We start from the raw sequence: 19832 nt of genomic DNA on the forward strand, positions 1-19832 counted from the left end.
ATTAGTCTCCTAATCCGCTAAAGTCCACCTTTGGTACTGCTTTTTCTTCTTCAGGCACTTGAAGGAATTCAGCTTGTCTGAAGCCGAACATTCCAGCAATTACGTTTGTTGGGAAAGTTTCCAACTTGACATTGTAATTGCTTGTGACACTATTGTACAATTGACGAGCATAAGAAATTTTGTTTTCTGTGTTGGTCAATTCTTCTTGCAATTGCATGAAGTTGGTGTTGGCTTTCAAGTCTGGGTAATTTTCAGCCACCGCAAAGATGCCGGCTACTTGACGGGAAAGAGCATCGCTGGCCGCCATTGCTTCTGCAGGTGAAGAAGCTTGCGCTACTTGTTGGCGAAGTTGAGTCACTTTTGCTAGTGTATCTCCTTCGTACTTGGCATAGCCTTTAACGGTTTCGATCAAGTTTGGAATCAAGTCATTCCGACGTTTCAATTGCACATCAATTTGACTCCATGCTTCACGAGTTTGCATGCGGCTTTTCACCAAACCGTTGTAAACTCCTACTACAATCAACACAAGGACCACAATGATCCCAAGAATAATCCAAATCATTTTATTGAATTCCTTTCATTTCTTTCTACCAGTATATCAAATTTCCCTTATTTTGTGGTAAAATAATAGCATGAAACCAGAAGAATTTTATGTCCGTTTAGCCGATCTCGGCTTTCCATTAACTGATCGTCAAAAAGAGCAATACGAACGCTATTTCGAGCTCCTCGTGGAATGGAATGAAAAGATTAATCTCACCGCCATCACCGAAAAAGACGAAGTCTATCTCAAGCATTTTTATGATTCGATCGCACCCATTTTACAGGGCCTGATCGAAAACCAACCCATCCGTCTCCTGGATATCGGAGCTGGCGCTGGCTTTCCCAGCCTACCCATGAAGATCCTTTTCCCTGAGCTGGATGTGACCATCATTGATTCCCTTAATAAGCGGATCAATTTTCTCCACTTGCTGGCTGAAGAGTTGGGTTTGCGCGGAGTTCATTTCTACCATGGACGTGCGGAGGACTTTGCGCAAGACAAGGCCTTTCGTGCCCAATTTGATATCGTAACTGCCCGCGCTGTTGCCCGCATGCAGGTCCTCTCTGAACTGACCATTCCTTACCTGAAAGTAGGAGGACGTCTTTTTGCTCTCAAGGCTAGCAATGCTCCAGAAGAGTTGGAAGAAGCCAAAAACGCCCTCAACCTGCTCTTTAGTAAGGTTGGAGACAATCTACAGTATGAATTGCCAAATGGGGATCCACGCTATATCACTGTTGTCGAAAAGAAAAAAGAAACCCCTAATAAATATCCAAGAAAAGCAGGCATGCCCAATAAGCGGCCATTGTAGTAAGATACAAAGGGCCAAGCGGATAAAGTCAAATAAGAGGCTGGGACAAAAGTCCTAGCCTCTCAATAGTTTTTGGATTGTCGAGCAAGACGCAGTGGTTGAGTGGGCTCTACTACGCTGATTTCATCAGCTTTTACAGCCCTACTCAACTGTGCGGAGGTGGGACGACGAAATCGAATTCTAACGAATTACCGATTTCTGTCCCACTCTCTTTTTTATTTTTGTTTCAATTCTGTTCGCAGGGCTTCTTGTTGCTCTTTTGTCAGATGAACGCCCTTACTTGCAACAATCTGGCTAGAGACTTTGTTAGCAAATCTTAAGGCTTGCGTCATATCTAAACCTTCTAAACGAGCGGATATAAAGGCTCCCACATGGCTATCTCCAGCACCTACTGTATCGACAACTTCTGTTGGAAAACCGTCTGCTTCATACCAGTTGCCATCATAGGCAACCGCTCCGTTTTCACCCAAGGTGACAATGACTAATTGTCCCGTTCTCTGATACAAGTGTTCGATGGCTGGCTGGATCTCTCTACACCCTGAAAAAGCCAGTGCTTCAGCTTCATTAACATGGAGAATTGGATGCAGATCATAAATTGCTTCCAGTCGATCCTTTGGAATCAAGAGTCCGCGTGGCCCTGGTGCAAAAATCACCTGACCTTCTAGTTGCGAAACAGACTGGACCAATGCAAGACCGGTTGGCTCCTCGACTTCAAGGCCACATAAGTAGATGTAATCAAACCGATCTGTCTCGAGCTCTTTTAGCCACTCTGCTTGAAAGCTGTACTCCACTCCGTGATCCGATAAGAAGGTCCTCTCACCATCAGACTCTACAAAGCAGTAACAGCAACCATTGTCCCCTTCTAATGAGATGTTAGAGGAAATCCCTAATTGTTTCAACTCTCTCCGAATAAAATCACCATACATCCCAGAACCGACTGGCGAGACAAACTGGTAGGGTTGCGACAAAAAATGAAGGATATTAACGACATTAAAGGCACAACCTCCCACAGACCATTGCTGGTGATCAATATGGGCATCTCCTTCACGACTCGGCAAACGATCCAAGTAAATCATCACATCACAAACTGTAGAACCAATAATTAAGGCAGCTGTCATCTTTTTCTCCTTACTTTGCCTTCTATTATACCAGAGGAAAGATAAAAAACAACCAACCCCATGTGGAGTGGTTGCTTCTCTTTTTAGTCACGATAAACAGGTTGAGGGCCAAAGGTTTGGGAAACCGGCATGATTTCAATCCGATTGACATTGACATGCTTGGGCTGTTGGATCAACCAAGCTACGGTGTTGGCAATGTCTTCCGGCTGAATGGCATGGGCACCTCGATAGAGGGCTTCTACCCGTTTCTCGTCTCCTTTAAAGCGAACAGAAGAGAATTCTGTCCCTTCACAAAGACCGGGTTCAATATTGCTGACACGAATCTTCTTGCCAGCTAGATCAGCCCGAAGATTGAGGGAGAATTGCTTGACAAAAGCCTTGGATGCCCCGTAAACATTGGCCCCTGGATAAGGCACAGTTCCTGCTGTAGAGCCCAAATTGATAATATAGCCATCATTTCGTTCCACCATCTGGGGCAAGATTTTCCTTGTCAGATAGGTCAAACCAACAATATTGGTCTGAATCATGGTCAGCCAGTCTGCGACCTCTGCTTCATAAGCTGGGGCGAGGCCTAGAGCCAAGCCAGCATTATTGACCAAAACATCCACTTTCTCCCAATCTTTTGGCAAACTGGCAAGTGCATGATCTACCTGAGAAAGATCCGTCACATCCATTTGCAGGGGATAAAAGGCTTCTCCCAGCTCTTCTTGAAGTGCCTGTAATTTATCGATGCGTCTAGCTGATCCGATCACACGGTATCCATCTGCTACTAAGCGACGGCAAATCGCTTGACCAAAACCAGCTGAAGCTCCTGTTACTAAAATCGTTTCTGACATGTCATTACCTCCATGGATTGTAAAAACGTCCTTGATTGACAAAGATCAGGACAATACTCAAAACCAGAACAGCCAAGGCTGATAGAATCATCCCATAATCTTTCATTTCCATGGCTTGATGAGAATACCAGGTCCGCTTTTTATTTTTACCAAAGCGACGTAATTCCATGGCTGTAGAAATACTATCAATCCGCTCAAGTGAGCTAAAGATTAAGGGAGAGATGATTTGTAAATTGCCTTTGATCCGCTGGATCAGCTTGGCCTTTTTGGACAACTCCACCCCTCTGGCTTCCTGAGACAATTTAATCGTTTGATATTCTTCTTGTACGTCAGGAATGTAACGCAGAGTCAAGCTGACAGAATAGGCAATCTTGTAGGATACGCCAATTTGGTTGAGGCTTGAAGCAAACTGACTAGGATGGGTCGTCATCAAAAAAATCAAGGCTAGAGGTATGGTACAGACATACTTAAGAGCTAGATTAAAAAGATAAAAGAGTTCCTGCGAGGTGATACTATAGGAGCCCCACCCCTTCATCAGTACCGTCTTTGCCCCGTAGATCTCTACACCATACTGAGGGGCAAAGAGATAGACCATGACAACATTTAACAGTGCAAAAACAAGAGCAAATGCAAGTACAAATGAAATATCCCGAAATCGAATACGAGCTGTAGAGAATAACAGTAAGGCGCCCACACCAATTCCTAGAAGGAGCCGGGTATCATAACTCAACATGGCCGCAAGAGATACAAAAAGAAGAAAGAGTAACTTACTCGCACCTGAAAGGCGATGAAGAAAACTCGTCCCCTCATGGTAGCCGACTAATCGATGATTCATGACCTGCTCCTTTCTGTTGCATATAAAACTGCGTTAGCGCCAAGGGATCCATTCCTAATCGATTGGCTAAGGCAAAAATCGAAGTCTCTTTGAGATTAGCCTCTTGTAAAATATCCGGATGAGTGAACAGCTCTGCAGGTGGGAGATCTGCTAGAATTTGTCCGTCTGATACTACAAGGGCACGATCAGAATAATCCAACATCAGCTGCATATCATGGGTAATCATGACAATGGTATGGCCTTTTTCTTGCAAGCTATCTAGAAATTCCATGATGTCAGTGTAATTGCGTTGGTCCTGACCTGCTGTCGGCTCGTCCAAGACCAAAATTTCTGGTCCTAAAACTAGTATAGAGGCAATGGTCACTCGTTTCTTTTGCCCATATGAGAGGGCAGAAATCGGCCATTTACGAAACTCATAGAGGCCACAAGTTTTCAGTGCTTGATAGACACGCTCTTTGATGTCTTCTTCAGCGACACCCCGCAAGCGCAAACCTAGAGCAACTTCGTCAAAAATCATATTGGTCGAAATCATTTGATTGGGGTTTTGCAGGACATAGCCGACTCGCTCAGCCCGTTCCTTGACACTCTCCTGCTTGATATCTTCACCTCTAGAGGTGTATTGCCCTTCTGTGGTAATGAATCCACAGATGGCTTTCGCAAGAGTTGATTTCCCTGCCCCATTCTTCCCGACAATCGCTAAGCGCTGCCCCTTGGGTATACTGAGGGAAATATTTTTTAAGATTGGATGATTTTCTTGATAGGCAAAGGAAATCTGCTCCAACTTCAATAGTTCTTCTGCTTCACCCGTTTTAGTAAAGGTCGCTTCTGGAATGGAACGATTCACACCAGTAAGCTCGATATCTTCTAGACGATCTAGATGCTCCAATTGATCGATATCCTGCCCAAGCTGGCGAAGAGTTGTTAAATAGAGGGGTTCTCGAATCCCATTTTCAGCCAGCAGTGTCGTTCTCAACAACTCATCGGGTCGACCATTAAAGAGAACTTGTCCTTGATTGATCAAGATAACCCGATCGACAGGACGGTAGAGTACATCCTCTAAACGGTGTTCGATAATAATGGTGGTCGTCCCCTGTTCTTCATGAATCTGATCGATCAGATCAATAATATCCTGACCCGACTTGGGATCTAGATTAGCCAGTGGCTCATCAAAGAGCAGGATCGGACTTTCGTCAATCAGAACACCTGCTAAGCTCACTCGCTGTTTTTGCCCACCGGACAAATCTTGTGGCCGATGATCCAAGAGTTTCATCAAATCTAAGCGTTCTGCCCAACTCTGCACACGCTCTTTCATCGTTCCCAGATCCACCATGTCATTTTCAAGGGCAAAAGCCAAGTCTTCTGCGACACTCAAACCGATAAACTGGCCGTCTGTATCTTGCAAAACCGTACTGACCAAATGAGATTTCTCATAAATACTGAGATCAAAGGCTTCTTTCCCCTGAATGAGGAATTGCCCACTACTGGTTCCCTTATAGATATTGGGGATAATCCCATTTAGACACTGGCCAATGGTTGACTTGCCAGAACCGGATGGCCCAACAATCAGAACCTTTTCCCCCTTATAAATGGTTAAGTTGAGATTTTTTAAGGTTGGTTCAGACTGTGCCTTGTATTGGAAGGAAAAATCCTTCAGTTCAATCATTGCTTCTTTCATTTAGTTTGCCTTTTCCCAAAAGAGCGCAAATTGGATGGCTAACTCCGCGATTCGATCCTTGCTATCTAAATCCTCATGACTAGATAAGGTTCGGATATCCCATTTTTCTTCCGAGAGGTGGTCAGCTGCGTAGAAGAAATGACAGAGCTCAAAGCCTCTATAAGCTGCTAAGGCGGCCACTGCCGAACATTCCATATCCACACAGATGGCTCCCGCTTCCTTTCGTCGCTTCATCTTGTCGATGGTTTCCCGGTAGGGTGCATCTGTCGTCCACACTTTTCCTGACTGATAAGAAACCTTGTGACTATCCAGAAAGGCTTGGAAGAGAGGGAGGGTTTTCTTGTTTACTTCCACTTCATCACTAGCTGGAAGATAGTGGTAACTGGTCCCCTCGTCGCGAAGAGCAGCTGTTGGAATGATGATGGATGTTGCTTCGATATCTCGATCTAAAATCCCACAAGTCCCAAAAAGAACGAGTTTTTCCATCCCAAATTGAATCAGGTCCTCTATAATCCCCACACAAGAAGCAGCCCCAACTGGTGCATTAAAGGCACCAATCTGTTGGTCTCCGATAGTGATCCCATAGACCAAGACTTCAAAATTAGCCATGGAGGTTCTTGCAATGACCTCATGGTCATAATTCTCAAGGAGGCGCGCAAAAGTTACTCTTGAAAAGCAAGAGATGACTACTTTGGGAAATCCTTCAATTGGTTGGTGTAAGTCTTGTGGATTGATAATCGCCTGTCGATTGGCATCAAATTCTTCTAACAGCATTTCGTGCACCTCTTTCATTCTACTTCTAGGCCCCTATTATACCACAATTAGCCTAGTCATTGGTTTTTGATCAAAGGAAGGAGTATAAAAAAGAACTGCTCCCAGACGTTAGATTTTTCGGATCAAACGTCGGAGGGACAGTTCACTTCGATATTGTTACTTGTTTTCCAATTGCGCTAATTCTAGCAACCGTTCTTTGGACAATTTTTTGATTTCAATTTGACTAGCATCTAGCAGCTGGAATTCATCTGGCTCTAGCGTTGCCAATAGATTCTTCAGAGCAAGAGAGCCAATTGGATGGTAATTTTCTGGCTTATCCGGATCTCCATCGATCGCAACCAAAAGAACTTGCCAATCAATGATACCCGCTAAGCCCACAATTTCTACATATTCTGCAGGAACATGTGGCACGCTTGGCAAGACCGTATCCGTATCTTCTGTCAAGCTATAGCTAGCTAAAAATGCTCCTGTCTCCTCCTGTTGATAAAAACGGACTTGACTGAAATAAGCTGCACTATATTGAATCTTCTTGATAAAGGCAGAGTAGGCTTCTAGTGGATGGACATGGTTCAAGACTTCCTGCACTGTATCCCGATCCAAATAGACTGGATGAGCGAAGCCTTGTACTTCAAACTCTTTTAGATCTTTTTCTTTCGTCACATTACCCAGCGTTTCTAGGATAACGACTTCATAATCAAAATGGAAAACAGAATCTGGAGTATAGCTTACGCCGTCACTGGCCACAATCTCCGTTCCTAATACTTCTCCTAGGCGACTGATCCATCGAAGGGCCAACTGCCAATCTTCTTCTATCGCAAAAGAGGGCACCTGAATCTGATAAGACTCTTCCTCATCAAAATAGCGTAACTGCAGAGGAAGACCGCTCTTACCAAATACGATACAGTTCAAGCCTTCAAAATCATTTAAGGGACGATGAAGGGTGGCAGGATCATAGTTGTAGGTTGTTAACCCTTCTACTAATTTAAGAACTTCCTGTGCTGCGAGTACTTTCTGATAGCCAAATAAGCTCTTTTTATTTTTGATTGAAAACACGATACTCATTTGTTTTCTCCTTTGTGAAATCGCTTACCTAAAGTATAGCACAATTTTCAATCAATTTCCATATAAAAACAGCCTGAGCTTTCAGACTGTTTGTTTCCATTATGCAGGTGCTCCATCAAGCGTCTCACCGATAACCTCTAAACGCTCACGAACTTCTGCTTGTGACAAGTTGTGTTCTTCTACATAGCGATTGCGAGGATGAACTCGGCACTCATGTGAGCAGCCACGGAGGTACTTGTCTTCGTTTTCTTCTGAGGTCAAGATGCGACGGTTACAGAAAGGATTTCCACAGTTGACATAGCGTTCGCATGGTGTTCCATCAAACCAGTCTTTTCCGACAACGCTTGGATCGACATGGTTGACATCGACTGCAATCCGCTCGTCAAAGACGTACATTTTCCCATCCCACAGTTCGCCTTGAACTTCTGGGTCTTTCCCGTAGGTTGCAATTCCGCCGTGCAATTGACCGACATCTTTGTAGCCTTCACGCACCATCCAACCCGAGAATTTCTCACAACGGACTCCACCAGTACAGTAGACGACAACACGCTTGTCCATGAATTTTTCCTTGTTATCACGGACCCATTGTGGCAATTCTCGGAAATTGCGGATGTCTGGACGAATAGCCCCACGGAAGTGACCAAGATCGTACTCGTAGTCATTCCGAGTATCAAGGACAACGGTATCTTCGTCGAGAAGAGCTTCTTTAAACTCTTTTGGAGACAAATAAGCACCTGTCGTTTCAAGAGGATTGATGTCATTATCGAAATTATCATCTTCTAAACCAAGGTGGACAATCTCTTTCTTATAACGTACAAACATCTTCTTGAAGGCTTGCTCTTCTTCCTCATCGATCTTGAACCAGAGGTCTTCCATCCCTGGAAGGCTGTGAACGTAGTCCATGTATTTTTGCGTTGTTTCATAGTCACCAGAAACGGTTCCGTTAATCCCTTCGTCAGCGACTAGGATACGACCTTTAAGGCCGATTGATTTACAAAAAGCCAAGTGATCAGCCGCAAATTGTTCTGCGTTTTCGATGGGAACATATTTATAGTAAAGTAATACACGAATAGGTTTTGCCATGTCATTCTCTTTTCTAAGATTAAATTATCAGAATTTTTCATTCAACTATACCAGTATACTCTCCCAAGAAAACGAATGCAATTTATTTGACTGAAAAATAAAAGCCTGGGTTTCCAGACTTTTACACGACGACACCAAGGTTCCAACTTTCCTACTCTTCCTTTTCCATCTGATCCAGATAGGCTTCATAGCGTTTTTTCTCAACTTTTGCAAAAAGCATCACAAGGGTATTCATCCCCCATACAATCGGAAGATTCAGGAGAAATGTGATAGGAAGCACCAGCAAAAATTTTGAATGGAAGGGATTGGACTGATAGACAGCTTGGTTTAATTGAAAATTTTGAGCCCAGATGAACAAGGAGAGAATAGAGGTTACTGCTACAATTCCCGTCACATTTAGATAGCTATAACTGATAAATCTCACACCCAATCGTTGACAACGAACAGAGTAATACAATCCTGAGACGATGAGTAAGGCTACCACCATGATTGGACTGAGCCCCACCTTAGATGTAAAAATGGATCCCACACTAAATACAGTTAAGGCAAGGAAAAGAAAACCAGCCGTCTCAGCACCAGCCTTATGTGCCAAGCCTTCTTCTCGTTCATCTATGATTTGTTTGTTCAGCAATTGTAATCTCATTGCTTTCTCCTTATTCTTCATCCTCTAACTCTGCCTCGATCTTCTCTTGTTTTTTCCGATTGATAAGAGCAAGTGGTTTTTCAAGCAGATCTGTCAGGATGGCAAAAACGATGATTTCTAATAAAATTTTGATCAGATACTTGGGACTCAAGATAAAGCTCGTTGCCTCTCGTTTTCCAATCACATCCATGGCTATCATCAGCACAGCAAAGACTAGACCTGACCCAAGGCGACTCAACCAGCTATCTTTTTCTAACACATCTCGGATATCAATCCCTGAACTGATCCTTCTTAGCAGAGCATAAGCCCCCATGGCAATCAGAAGGAACATCTCAGGGAGATAAGCGACTAGGTCTAAGTCCAGGATACTGGACTTCACAAAGGCAGATAGGGCAATAAAGCAGGTCATGCCAAGGACAAGTTCTCCTGCGATTTTTCCATCAAGTAGCATAGTCCGTTCATCTTTTACAATTGGTTCTTTCTTTTGTTTCATATTCTTCCTCTTTCTATTATTAAAACTGTTACTCCCAGAACAGTTGATCCAGCGTCTTATCCAAGGTCTTACAGATGGCAAGGCAGAGACTGAGGGTTGGGTTATACTTTCCCGCCTCAATCAGACCGATGGTCTGGCGCGTCACTCCAATGGCATCTGCAAGATCCCCCTGGGTCATATCATGCTCGACCCGGGCCATTTTTAATTTGAGATTTTTCGCCACAGGCTTTTCCTTTCTTATTTTTATAGCTCTATTATACACTATATTTTCTATTTTGCAATATATATCTTGCATTTTGTAAAAAATATTTTTTACAAAACAAAAAAAGAGGCTGGAAAAAAGTCCTAGCCTCTCAATTGTCTTTGGATTGTCGAGCAAGACGCAGTGGTTGAGTGGGCTCTACTACGCCGATTTCATCAGCTTTTACAGCCCTACTCAACTGTGCGGAGGTGGGACGACGAAATCGAATTCTAACGAATTACCGATTTCTGTCCCACTCTCTTATCTTCTGTACATTTAATCTTTGGTCAAACTTCCATCTTTTGTTTGAGTCCGTGCATAAGCGATCAAGAGAAGAGAACCTGCAACAGCTACTGTTAATGCATTAAAAGAACCCGCAACAACACCTTGTAGGAAGACTTTATTGACACTTTCCTTGTAGATCAAGACATCTCCAACCGGAGCAATCAAGCCCCAGATCACAAGGTTGGATACGATTTGAACGATGTTAAAGACAATTAATTCTTTCTTTGTCACTTCCCCTTTGAATTCACCGATTTGTTTGCGGAAGAAACCAACAAAAAGTCCAAACAAACCACTTGAAATGATCCAAGTCCACCAAAGACCACCTGACATAGCATCCTTAATGGCATGACCAATCAAGCCGATTAAGAAACCGACAATCGGACCAAAAACTACACTAAAGAGAGCTTGAAGGGCATATTGCAACTGAATGCTCGTATTCGGTGCAGGTGCAGGGATTTGCAACATAGCAATCACGACAAAGAGGGCTGCTCCAACCCCAATAGCTACTACATCTTTAATTGAAAATAATGATTTCTGTTTCATTCTGATATCTCCTATTAATTTTCCATTTTTCTAATCTCGATATGCCAAGAAGCCCCAACTCCTACATTATAGGCCTTGGCAAAGGATCCCTGGTTGATGGCAAGACCAACACGGTAAAGGGAATTGATATAAAGGATTGGCTGTCCAATTCGCACGTCGGCGAAAGACTTACCGTAGGTTACTTGGTTTTGGTAAACCAGCATGTCATTGTTATAGATGGTCACTTCAAAACGTTCCCCAAATTCGGGTGCCAAATGATTGAACTCTTCCCGAGTAATGGAAGTCCAAAGAGAACCAAAGCGCACATCTAGAATGTCGACTGCACCTTTAACAAGATTGTCCTCAAGAACCGTCTCAACCACTGGGATTTCCACAATATGTTCGACACTGAGTTCTGGTCCGACGTCTTCAAAACTAATATGGCCACTGGCCAACTTAGCTCCTGTATAGGCGTAGACATCACGGCCATGGAAGGTATAAGAAAACTCTGTATTGGCTCGACGATTCTTCACCTCTGAAATCTCACGGATAGCAACAATCCCTACATGTTTCTTGATAAAAGAGAGAGTGCCATTATCCGGAGTGACAATGTATTGATTTTTCGCCGTTTTAGCTACGACACTCTTTCGTTTGGAACCGACACCAGGATCGACCACCGAAACAAAGGTCGTCCCTTCTGGCCAGTAATCTACTGTCTGAAAGAGACGGTAACTCCCTTCAAAGATATTGTAGGGGGTAATATCATGAGTTAAGTGGTGAATTTTAAGGGTTGGCGATTCTTCTAAAGCAACCCCAATCATAGCGGATACTGCTCCATCCACCAAACCAAAGTCTGACTGAAGAACTAGTAAATTATTGTGCATCTTTATCTCCTTTTTTGTCCAATAATGGAAGAAGGAAGTTCGATAGTCCCCATCCTAATCCAGCACCCAATATGACCGTGAGGACAAACCAAGTGATGGTCGCTAGATCTGGTGATACCATCACCCGATTGACATAGTCTATCGATTTACCACGATCCAGTAACGACATGCGGTAACTGGCTGGATAGAACCACATCATAAGAATGGGCCCTGTCGTCGCAAAGGCAAAAATGACAAAAGACAAGGCATTTCGTAAATTCGAGCGAAAACGACCACTTGAGGCGACCATTTCCGCAAAACTTCCGGCGATCAAGGCTGGAATAAAGGCCCCTGCACCATGACGCGAAAAGAGGAAGAAGGATCCAATCACGCAGCCAACTATAAAGATAGATCCAACTCCTTTTATTTTTTCTAGATAATAGCGGTAGATCATCCCGCCAAACAAGGCTGAAAAGGCAGGAGCATAAAACATATTTCCTTGATGATCGACCAGATTTCCAACTAAGACCCCCAGTCCAATCGCAAGAAAATAGAGGAAAGTGAAGGCTCCAACTTGTTTTATTTGATTCACATTTATTCTATTCATTGGATACTGATCCTAACGGTGGCTAATTTTCTTCGAAAGGAAGTCCCCGATAAATTGGACCAGAACGATAAGAATCAGGATCAATAAGGTCGCCACAAAGATGACATCATTGTTAAACATGTTTTTCCCGTAGTTGATGGCCAAGGTTCCTAATCCTCCAGCACCAACGGCACCCGCCATGGCGGTTTCTCCAATCAAGGAAATGATGGTCACTGTTGTTACACGGATCAAATCAGGAAGCCCTTCACGAAGGTAGACACCAACAATATCCCAGAAGGTTGCCCCACTGGCTTGTGCTGCTTCAATCACGCCTCCATCCAATTCTGACAAGACTACTTGGACTTGGCGGGCAAAGAAAGGAAAGACAGCCAAGGATAGCGGAACAAGGGCCGCTGTAGGACCGATGGTATTTTTCAAGAGCAAGTAGGTCAAAGGATTAATAAAGGCCAACAAGATAATGAAAGGAATGGCGCGGAACAAGGAAGTAATTTTATCCAAAATTTGGAAAACGATTCTATTTTCGATGACACCACCTGGACGGGTCAAGACTAACAAAAGTCCTGTCACCAAACCTAAAAATCCACCAATAATGAAGGAAATAACGGTCATGTAAAGAGTCAAGTAAATAGCGGTTCCCCATCCATACTGGCCAGACCACCCTAATTTATAGACATTTGGTAAATATGTTTGAATTAACTGGATCATGCTTTTCTCCCATCTTTCACAATAGTCACGGAAACTCCTGCATTTTCTAACTCAGCTTTGGCCGTTTCCAGATTTTGATTTTCACCTGATAAGATGACCACCAATTCTCCAACAGGCGTGTTATCAAGGATCTCGATGTTCCCAAATAAAATGTTGGCAGATACTTGGTACTGCTTGTAAATATCATTGATGATAGCTGTATCTGTCACAGAACCCGCATACTTGAGATGCGCTAAAATCGAGTCATCTGGCAAGTTCTTCACAATCGCTTGTTGATTGATTTTCACCATGGCTTCATCGATTCCTGTTGCAACTGTGATAAAGTCTTGCGTCAAAGCATTTTTCGGATTCGAGAAGATATCTAACACAGACCCTTCTTCAATCAGCTCGCCATTTTGCATGACTGCTACCCGGTTGGCAATATCTTTGACAATTTGCATCTCATGGGTGATCAAGACAATGGTTAAACCAAGTTTCTTGTTCAATTCTTGCAACAGAGCTAGAATTTGTTTGGTCGTCTTTGGATCCAGGGCGGAAGTTGACTCATCTGAGATCAAAATCTTTGGATCATTGGCAAGGGCACGCGCAATCGCTACCCGCTGCTTTTGACCACCAGACAATTGGGCTGGGTAATTTTCTGCACGGTCAGCTAGACCAACCAATTCCAACAATTTCGCCACTTTCTCATTCTTTTGTTCTTTGTTTAATTTAGAATGTTTAAGAGCAAAGGCTACATTTTCTGCAACAGTCATTTGAGCCATCAAGTTGAAGTGTTGGAAAATCATTCCGATATCCCGACGTTTCTCCCGAAGGGCAGCCGGTTTTAGGGTCACCTGATCTTGATAAATCACATCCCCATCCACAGTGATTGTTCCGGCACTAGGTACTTGCAAGAGATTGATCACCCGAACCAAGGTCGATTTTCCGGCTCCGGAATACCCTACAATCCCATAGATATCGCCTTCATTAATATGAATGGTCACATCTTTGACGGCTTGGATCTGACGTTTCTTTTGCTGGAAGGTCACATCAATGTGGTCCAGCTGAATCATTGCTTTACTCATAACTTACTATTAACTCCTTTATCAATTCAATATGGGTGTAATAATCGGCAATTTTCACATTTTCGTCGCCCCCATGATCACGGCTATTAGCATTGCCAATTCCAAAGGCTGCCATCGGCACCTGCAAAGCCTCAAATACCGTATGCATTGGCCCTGTTCCCGCTGTTGTTGGAAGAACAGAAACTCCTTCTCTATAGAAGTCTTTGGCCAGCCGAATGACATTTAAAATCGATGGGGCACTCATATCACTTCGGTAACTCATTTCACCGAGAGTATAGACCAATTCGACCTGATCATAACCGTTCTTCTTCAATTGTTGCTTGATCTTTTCTAAGACATCCTTGGGATCCAGTCCAGGAACCAAACGCACCTCCATCTTGGCACGTGCCTCTGCCGGAAGAATCGTTTTAACACCTTGGCCTTGGTAACCAGAGCCAAAGCCTTCAATATTCAGGGCTGGTTCAAAATAGAAACGGCGCAGGAATTCTTTTCGATCTTCCTTCAAGATTGGAAGGGTTAGACCATAGGTTTCCGCTACATCTTCTGGTCCTTTGTTGGCATATTGCTCGATCAAAGCTAGTTCGCGTTCATTGGGTTCTTGGATCTGATCATAAATCCCATCCACCAAGATTCGGCCTTCTTTGTCACGAAGACTGGCGATGGCATTTAACAAATACCAAGAAGCAGAGTCCACCACGCCACCATAGCTGGAATGGATATCCACTTCTGCACTCTTCACCACCATATCAAATGTGACGATCCCTTTGCTACCACCGGAAATTTCCAACTGACCCTGATTATTTCGGGTACCTTGTTCCCACACTAAGAGGTCTGCCCCACGCAAGTGTTTCTTATGTTTGGCCAAGTATTTATCCAAGTCAGTCGATGCAGACTCCTCTGCCCCTTCGATAATAAAGGTGATATTGACTGGCAAATCGCCACTTTCACGAATGTATTTTCGAAGAGCTGTGAGACGAGCTGTGATATGCCCCTTATCATCATCAACCCCTCGACCGTACATGGTTCCATAATGGACCGATAAGGTGAAGGGGTCTCCCGTCCAAGGTTGGTCTCCATCAGCTGGTACCGTATCATAGTGGTTATAAAAAATGATGGTTTTGGCTTCAGGATTTGGCGAGAAAAATTTGGCAATCACAAAAGGAGCTGTATAGCTATCATCAACTTCGACTTTGGCTCCTGCAGCTGTAAAAATTTCCCCCAAATAGTTGGCCACTTCCTTGAGACCAACTTGTTGGGCAAAGATGGATTTTTTTGAAATCAATGTTCGCAACACTTCAAAATAATGTTGTGCGACCTCATCATTTTCAAATTTACGGATTTGTTCCGCTTCTGTGGCAAAAGGCATGCATTCCTCCTAATACACGATAAGAGGTAGAGAATTGCTTCTCCACCTCCTTCATACACTTGAGATCAAATCTTAGAAGACTGGTTGGTCCATTCCTTCTGAAGATTCTTCGATCACTTTCTTCACATTGTCTTTGTGATAGGCTTTGATGATTTCTTTGATTGCTTTTGCTTTATCAGATTTTTCCCAATCTTTCTTAGCAGCGATCACGTTGTACCATTGTTTTGAGTTGTTGTCTTTCTTTTCAACATAGATAGCTTTTTTGAAATCAACGCCTGCTTCACGAACGAAGGTATTATTGATGACTGCAGCATCTACTGATGGAAGAGCAGATGGTGTTTGTGAAGCATCCAATTCAGAAATCTTCAAATCTTTTGAATTTTCTTTGATGTTTGACACGTTTGCCAATTGACCATCTTTGGTATCCAATTTAATCAAACCAGCTGATTGCAAGACATACAAGGCACGGCTTTCATTTGTTGGGTCATTTGGTACAGCGATTGTTCCACCTTTAGGAATTTCTTTAATTGAAGTGTATTTGTTTTTACCGTTTTCTGTACCAGAGTAAAGACGGATTGGAGCGATGTACGTATCTGCTACTGCAACAAGGGCATTGTCGTTTTTAGAGTTCCAGTTATCAAGGAAGTTGTAGTGTTGGAAAGCATTGATATCCACGCTACCATCTTTTACAGCCACGTTTGGTTGTGAGTAGTCTGTAAATTGAGTGAATTCCAATTTGATTCCTGTTTTAGCGTCATCCAAGTTCTTTTGAACTTGATCCCAACGAGCTTTTTCAGTGTCGCTCAAAGTCATAACACCCACTTTTACAGTTGTTTCACCATCTTTGCTAGATGATTTTGAAGAACCACATGCTGCAAGAGCAAATGTTGCAATAGCTGCAAGAGCTGTTAAACCAAGAATTTTTTTCAATTTCATTTTGAAGTCTCCTTTAATTATATATTATTCTTTAATATCTTTTGCTTCTGGTAGATAAACTCCACCAAAGTATTTTTTAGACAGTTTTTCAAGGGTTCCATTGTCATAGAGTTCCTTGATACGTTTGTTGACAAATTTTTGAAGGTCTTTATCTTCTTTTGCAATAATTGGATACACATAAGGTTGTTGGTCGCTTGGAAGCTCGATAACCTTCAAGTTGTCATAGCCTTGATCACGAATGATAGTATCTACTGAGATCCGTTCGAAGATCTTGTAATCTGTACGACCATCCGCTAAATTAGCCATGATGGTTTGAATGGTTCCATCTGTGTATTGCAAGTTAGTTGGATTATCTGAATGTTTTTTATTGTAATCTTCTAATTGTTTAGCAGTAGATGTTCCTTGAACAACTTCTGTTTTCTTGCCACCAATGTCATCCAACGATTTAATAGAAGAATCTTTTGGTACGACCAACACTAATGGATTACGAGCATATGGATTTGGATAGAGGTATTTTTCTTCCCGCTCTTTTGAGTAACTAATGTTGTTGGCACCGATTTGGAAACGGTCACTATCTAAGCCAGCAAAGACTGAAGACCACTCTGTTTTGTTAAAGTTTACTTCATATTTGTCTGAACCTTTGAAGATTTCACGCAAAACTTCGATTTCATAACCGGTTAGCTTGCCGTCTTTTTCTTCGTAAGAGAATGGTTTGGTTGTTCCAACAGTCCCAACTTCAATGGTTTTCTTACCACTGGCTGATTTACCAGATGAACATGCTACTAAAGCACTGGTTGCAAGGACTGCAACTAATCCTAAAGCAGAATACTTAATCACTTTTTTTAGATTCATAGGATCTCCTTATTCGTTTCAGGCACATAAAACGCCATTTTAAAAGTATTTTTTAATTTTATCAAAAAAGCATTTACTTGCCTAATATATATTTTTTATGGAGGTGATAGTTTTTCTTTATCACACTTCTTTGGCCTTAAAATATCGCAATAAAGCTTGCGCATTTTCAACATAATAGGGAACCGATACCTCAAAGGCTGCATCATCGATGGTCATGTGATCATGATGGAGGTCTGGCGCATCCGGCTCTCCATTCGAACCGATAAAGGCAAAGACTCCAGGAATTCGCTCTTGGTAAAAGGCGAAGTCTTCTCCAGCAGTAGAAGGATTTGCTGGAATCACTTCAGCCAAACCTTGTGAAGCTTCCCAAACCACCTGCGTCAATTCCTCATCATTAAAGGTAACGGGCGGGGTCACACCCCACTCAAAAGCCACATCTACTTCCAGACTTTCTGCAATGTGTCGAATGATAGAAATAAAATGTGCCTTCAAGTCTCTTTGCACACTCGGATTAAAGGAACGAATGGTTCCTTCAAAATAGCCTGATTTTGGAAGCACATTCCAGGTTGAGCCCACATCCAGGTGCGTAATGGACAAAACAGCTGTTTCAAAGGGAGAAACGGTCCGTGAAATTAATAATTGTAAGTTCTGAACCATGGTTGTGACGGCCGTTACAGTGTCAACCCCCAAATCTGGTCTTGCAGCATGACTACTAACCCCTGTCACGGTAACCTTGAATTTCTCAACCCCTGCCATCATAGCTCCAGCATTCAAGGCAAGTTGCCCTGCTTTTAGCTGGGGAATGTTGTGAAAACCAATAATTCCTTGAACATCCTCCAACAGTCCCGTTGCTAAAACATCAGAAGCACCTTCTGAGATTTCTTCTGCGGGCTGAAAGATCAAGCGTACGGTTCCTTCAAGCTGGTCTTCTTTTTCCTTGAGAAGAGCTGCTGCTCCTAGAAGACTGGTTTGATGAAAATCATGGCCACATGCATGCATGACTCCTGGATTCTGACTTTGGTAGGGCAGATTCGTTTGTTCCAAAATTGGAAGGGCATCGATATCTGCTCGAAGTGCCACCACCGGTTGGCCGGACCCAATTTCTGCAATCAGACCCGTTTTTAATCCACTCTCTAAAATACGAATCCCCAACTCTTCTAAACGTTCCTTTAGAAAGGCGGTTGTCTGGTATTCTTGACCAGACAATTCTGGGTGTTGGTGGATATAGTGGCGAATCTCTGCTAACTCTTCATAAGAAAAAGACACAAGCCTTCATCTCCTTTCGAACTTAAAATTATTTTATCACTAATAGGTGTTTCCGTCTAATTCCTGTTTCTTGGATTTTGATATAGTTTAAAGCTATAGACAAAAACACTCCTAGATTCATGTCCTAGGAGTGCCAACTTCAGCATTAAGAAAGATTTCCCTCGAATTTTTCCATAAAGCTATCACTATTGTAGGCTTTTTCTACTTCCCATTTGCCATCTTTCTTAACAAAGGTCAACTGGTAGTCATACCGATCCGGCGTCGTCAAGGGACGATCTGCAAGAGAAGCCATCATTTCCTCTCTATAGGCTTTATTTTGAGCCTGATTCGCCTCGATGATACCTGGATAGTCTTTTCGATGTTCTTGATAGAAGGTCTGCATGTGGTTTAAGATCGTCTTTTCCATGCTGACTGTCTCAGGATTCAGGCTAATGACTACCTTGTCTGGGAAGTATTGTTTGACCTTATAGGTTAATTTCGCACGCTTAGCATTTTCCTTTTCATAAGCATCGATAAACTGGGTCACTTCTTCTTCAGGGAATTGGTAATCATGTAGTTTGCGAGTGAAGTCAGCCGCAAATTTCGCACGGAAATCACTGGCTTCCTTTTTCAAATCAGTTCCCAAAACAAAAGCATCATCCTTTTTGACCTTTCGTTGGCCACTGAAGTAAACTTGATTGATGTATTCATCTGCTAGAATAGTGGAAGCTTCCACCTTGTCCTCATACTGAGAAGAATTCACCGCAAATTTTAGAGGTTTGGATTTTTTATCAGAGCTATAGGTTTTTCGTTCATACTGCACTTCGTACTTCTTGCCTTTTTCGACTGGAAAAACGATATAGCCGGTTAATTTTTTATCCTGGGCCAACTGATCACTCTTGAGCAGTTGGAAGGCTTCACTGTGGTCATAAATTCCTGACTGCAATTTGACCTTGTTATTATCCGCATCGTAAATAGTGATATCTGAATCTGACACGTTGATAGATTCTTTGGCAACATTCTTAAATTCCAATTGAAGGGCCAAATAAGTGCCGTCTTCTGAGTCATTGAGGACAGGTGGCTTGATGTATTGCCCTCCTTTTAGGCTCACCTCTACTTGACCGTCAGATGCGGAAGTTTTCGCTGCTTTTTCTGTCTTTGCTTGCTGCGAATTTGTCTTTTGAGCACTGATTCCACAAGCCGCTAAACTCAAGGTCGCTACAGCAAATAGGATCCATTTAAAAATCTTTTTCATCCTCATCTCCTTAAAAAAGTTTTGTT

Annotated in this window: 22 protein-coding genes; 1 reads left to right on the forward strand and 21 read right to left on the reverse strand. The window is 42.8% G+C overall.

Annotated features, from left to right (window positions below; translation table 11 throughout):
* Position 1: 1 nt before the first annotated feature.
* Positions 2 to 562, reverse strand: a complete 561-nt coding sequence (locus HMPREF2893_RS06575; protein WP_023918932.1) for a LemA family protein — start codon at positions 560 to 562, stop codon at positions 2 to 4.
* Between the two features lie 70 nt (positions 563 to 632).
* Here HMPREF2893_RS06575 and rsmG point away from each other — a divergent pair, with 70 nt between their 5' ends.
* A complete protein-coding gene (gene rsmG, locus HMPREF2893_RS06580) occupies positions 633 to 1346 on the forward strand; it encodes a 16S rRNA (guanine(527)-N(7))-methyltransferase RsmG (RefSeq protein ID WP_070675139.1) in 714 nt (237 codons plus the stop codon).
* A gap of 215 nt (positions 1347 to 1561) precedes the next feature.
* Here the strand turns inward: rsmG and HMPREF2893_RS06585 are convergent, their stop codons facing one another.
* The 20 genes from HMPREF2893_RS06585 to HMPREF2893_RS06680 all read right to left on the reverse strand — a co-directional run bounded on the left by HMPREF2893_RS06585 (position 1562) and on the right by HMPREF2893_RS06680 (position 19806).
* Positions 1562 to 2464 carry a carbohydrate kinase family protein gene (locus HMPREF2893_RS06585; RefSeq protein ID WP_070595369.1) on the reverse strand — a complete coding sequence of 301 codons (903 nt, stop codon included), beginning with the start codon at positions 2462 to 2464 and terminating at the stop codon, positions 1562 to 1564.
* A gap of 83 nt (positions 2465 to 2547) precedes the next feature.
* Positions 2548 to 3300: an SDR family oxidoreductase gene (locus tag HMPREF2893_RS06590; protein ID WP_070595371.1), complete on the reverse strand. Its 753-nt coding sequence runs from the start codon at positions 3298 to 3300 to the stop codon at positions 2548 to 2550.
* A gap of 4 nt (positions 3301 to 3304) precedes the next feature.
* Positions 3305 to 4135, reverse strand: coding sequence for an energy-coupling factor transporter transmembrane component T family protein (locus HMPREF2893_RS06595; protein ID WP_070595372.1), 831 nt, complete (start codon positions 4133 to 4135; stop codon positions 3305 to 3307).
* Complete coding sequence (locus tag HMPREF2893_RS06600) at positions 4107 to 5810, reverse strand: ABC transporter ATP-binding protein (RefSeq protein ID WP_070595374.1); 1704 nt, start codon at positions 5808 to 5810, stop codon at positions 4107 to 4109. The genes HMPREF2893_RS06595 and HMPREF2893_RS06600 overlap by 29 nt, the downstream gene beginning before the upstream one ends.
* Complete coding sequence (locus HMPREF2893_RS06605) at positions 5811 to 6584, reverse strand: nucleoside phosphorylase (RefSeq protein ID WP_070675142.1); 774 nt, start codon at positions 6582 to 6584, stop codon at positions 5811 to 5813.
* A 156-nt stretch (positions 6585 to 6740) separates the two neighbouring features.
* Positions 6741 to 7646, reverse strand: coding sequence for a DUF4299 family protein (locus HMPREF2893_RS06610; protein ID WP_070675145.1), 906 nt, complete (start codon positions 7644 to 7646; stop codon positions 6741 to 6743).
* Positions 7647 to 7745: 99 nt separating this feature from the next.
* Positions 7746 to 8729 (reverse strand): oxygen-dependent tRNA uridine(34) hydroxylase TrhO, encoded by a 984-nt coding sequence (locus tag HMPREF2893_RS06615; protein WP_070675148.1) that lies wholly within the window; start codon positions 8727 to 8729, stop codon positions 7746 to 7748.
* A gap of 151 nt (positions 8730 to 8880) precedes the next feature.
* Positions 8881 to 9372 (reverse strand): DUF6773 family protein, encoded by a 492-nt coding sequence (locus tag HMPREF2893_RS06620; protein ID WP_070675155.1) that lies wholly within the window; start codon positions 9370 to 9372, stop codon positions 8881 to 8883.
* 10 nt (positions 9373 to 9382) lie between these two features.
* Positions 9383 to 9865 carry a DUF6773 family protein gene (locus HMPREF2893_RS06625; protein WP_049492393.1) on the reverse strand — a complete coding sequence of 161 codons (483 nt, stop codon included), beginning with the start codon at positions 9863 to 9865 and terminating at the stop codon, positions 9383 to 9385.
* Positions 9866 to 9893: 28 nt separating this feature from the next.
* Positions 9894 to 10088 carry a helix-turn-helix transcriptional regulator gene (locus tag HMPREF2893_RS06630; RefSeq protein WP_003005328.1) on the reverse strand — a complete coding sequence of 65 codons (195 nt, stop codon included), beginning with the start codon at positions 10086 to 10088 and terminating at the stop codon, positions 9894 to 9896.
* 294 nt (positions 10089 to 10382) lie between these two features.
* Complete coding sequence (locus tag HMPREF2893_RS06635; protein ID WP_070675158.1) at positions 10383 to 10934, reverse strand: ECF-type riboflavin transporter substrate-binding protein; 552 nt, start codon at positions 10932 to 10934, stop codon at positions 10383 to 10385.
* Between the two features lie 14 nt (positions 10935 to 10948).
* Positions 10949 to 11797 (reverse strand): SAM hydrolase/SAM-dependent halogenase family protein, encoded by an 849-nt coding sequence (locus HMPREF2893_RS06640; protein ID WP_003008482.1) that lies wholly within the window; start codon positions 11795 to 11797, stop codon positions 10949 to 10951.
* Positions 11787 to 12383 carry an MptD family putative ECF transporter S component gene (locus HMPREF2893_RS06645; RefSeq protein ID WP_003008485.1) on the reverse strand — a complete coding sequence of 199 codons (597 nt, stop codon included), beginning with the start codon at positions 12381 to 12383 and terminating at the stop codon, positions 11787 to 11789. The genes HMPREF2893_RS06640 and HMPREF2893_RS06645 overlap by 11 nt, the downstream gene beginning before the upstream one ends.
* A gap of 12 nt (positions 12384 to 12395) precedes the next feature.
* Positions 12396 to 13088 (reverse strand): methionine ABC transporter permease, encoded by a 693-nt coding sequence (locus HMPREF2893_RS06650; protein WP_003008487.1) that lies wholly within the window; start codon positions 13086 to 13088, stop codon positions 12396 to 12398.
* Positions 13085 to 14152 carry a methionine ABC transporter ATP-binding protein gene (locus tag HMPREF2893_RS06655; RefSeq protein WP_070675161.1) on the reverse strand — a complete coding sequence of 356 codons (1068 nt, stop codon included), beginning with the start codon at positions 14150 to 14152 and terminating at the stop codon, positions 13085 to 13087. The genes HMPREF2893_RS06650 and HMPREF2893_RS06655 overlap by 4 nt, the downstream gene beginning before the upstream one ends.
* A complete protein-coding gene (locus HMPREF2893_RS06660) occupies positions 14145 to 15518 on the reverse strand; it encodes a M20/M25/M40 family metallo-hydrolase (RefSeq protein WP_070675164.1) in 1374 nt (457 codons plus the stop codon). The genes HMPREF2893_RS06655 and HMPREF2893_RS06660 overlap by 8 nt, the downstream gene beginning before the upstream one ends.
* 72 nt (positions 15519 to 15590) lie before the next feature.
* Positions 15591 to 16454, reverse strand: coding sequence for a MetQ/NlpA family ABC transporter substrate-binding protein (locus HMPREF2893_RS06665; protein WP_049492388.1), 864 nt, complete (start codon positions 16452 to 16454; stop codon positions 15591 to 15593).
* Between the two features lie 24 nt (positions 16455 to 16478).
* Positions 16479 to 17306, reverse strand: coding sequence for an amino acid ABC transporter substrate-binding protein (locus HMPREF2893_RS06670; protein WP_021153751.1), 828 nt, complete (start codon positions 17304 to 17306; stop codon positions 16479 to 16481).
* Between the two features lie 120 nt (positions 17307 to 17426).
* Positions 17427 to 18572: an amidohydrolase gene (locus tag HMPREF2893_RS06675; protein ID WP_070675168.1), complete on the reverse strand. Its 1146-nt coding sequence runs from the start codon at positions 18570 to 18572 to the stop codon at positions 17427 to 17429.
* Between the two features lie 145 nt (positions 18573 to 18717).
* The gene (locus HMPREF2893_RS06680; RefSeq protein ID WP_070675171.1) at positions 18718 to 19806 is read right to left on the reverse strand and encodes a DUF4352 domain-containing protein; all 1089 of its coding nucleotides are present in this window, start codon (positions 19804 to 19806) and stop codon (positions 18718 to 18720) included.
* Positions 19807 to 19832: the final 26 nt, after the last annotated feature.

The sequence above is a fragment of the Streptococcus sp. HMSC072C09 genome (assembly GCF_001813105.1).
GTDB lineage: Bacteria > Bacillota > Bacilli > Lactobacillales > Streptococcaceae > Streptococcus.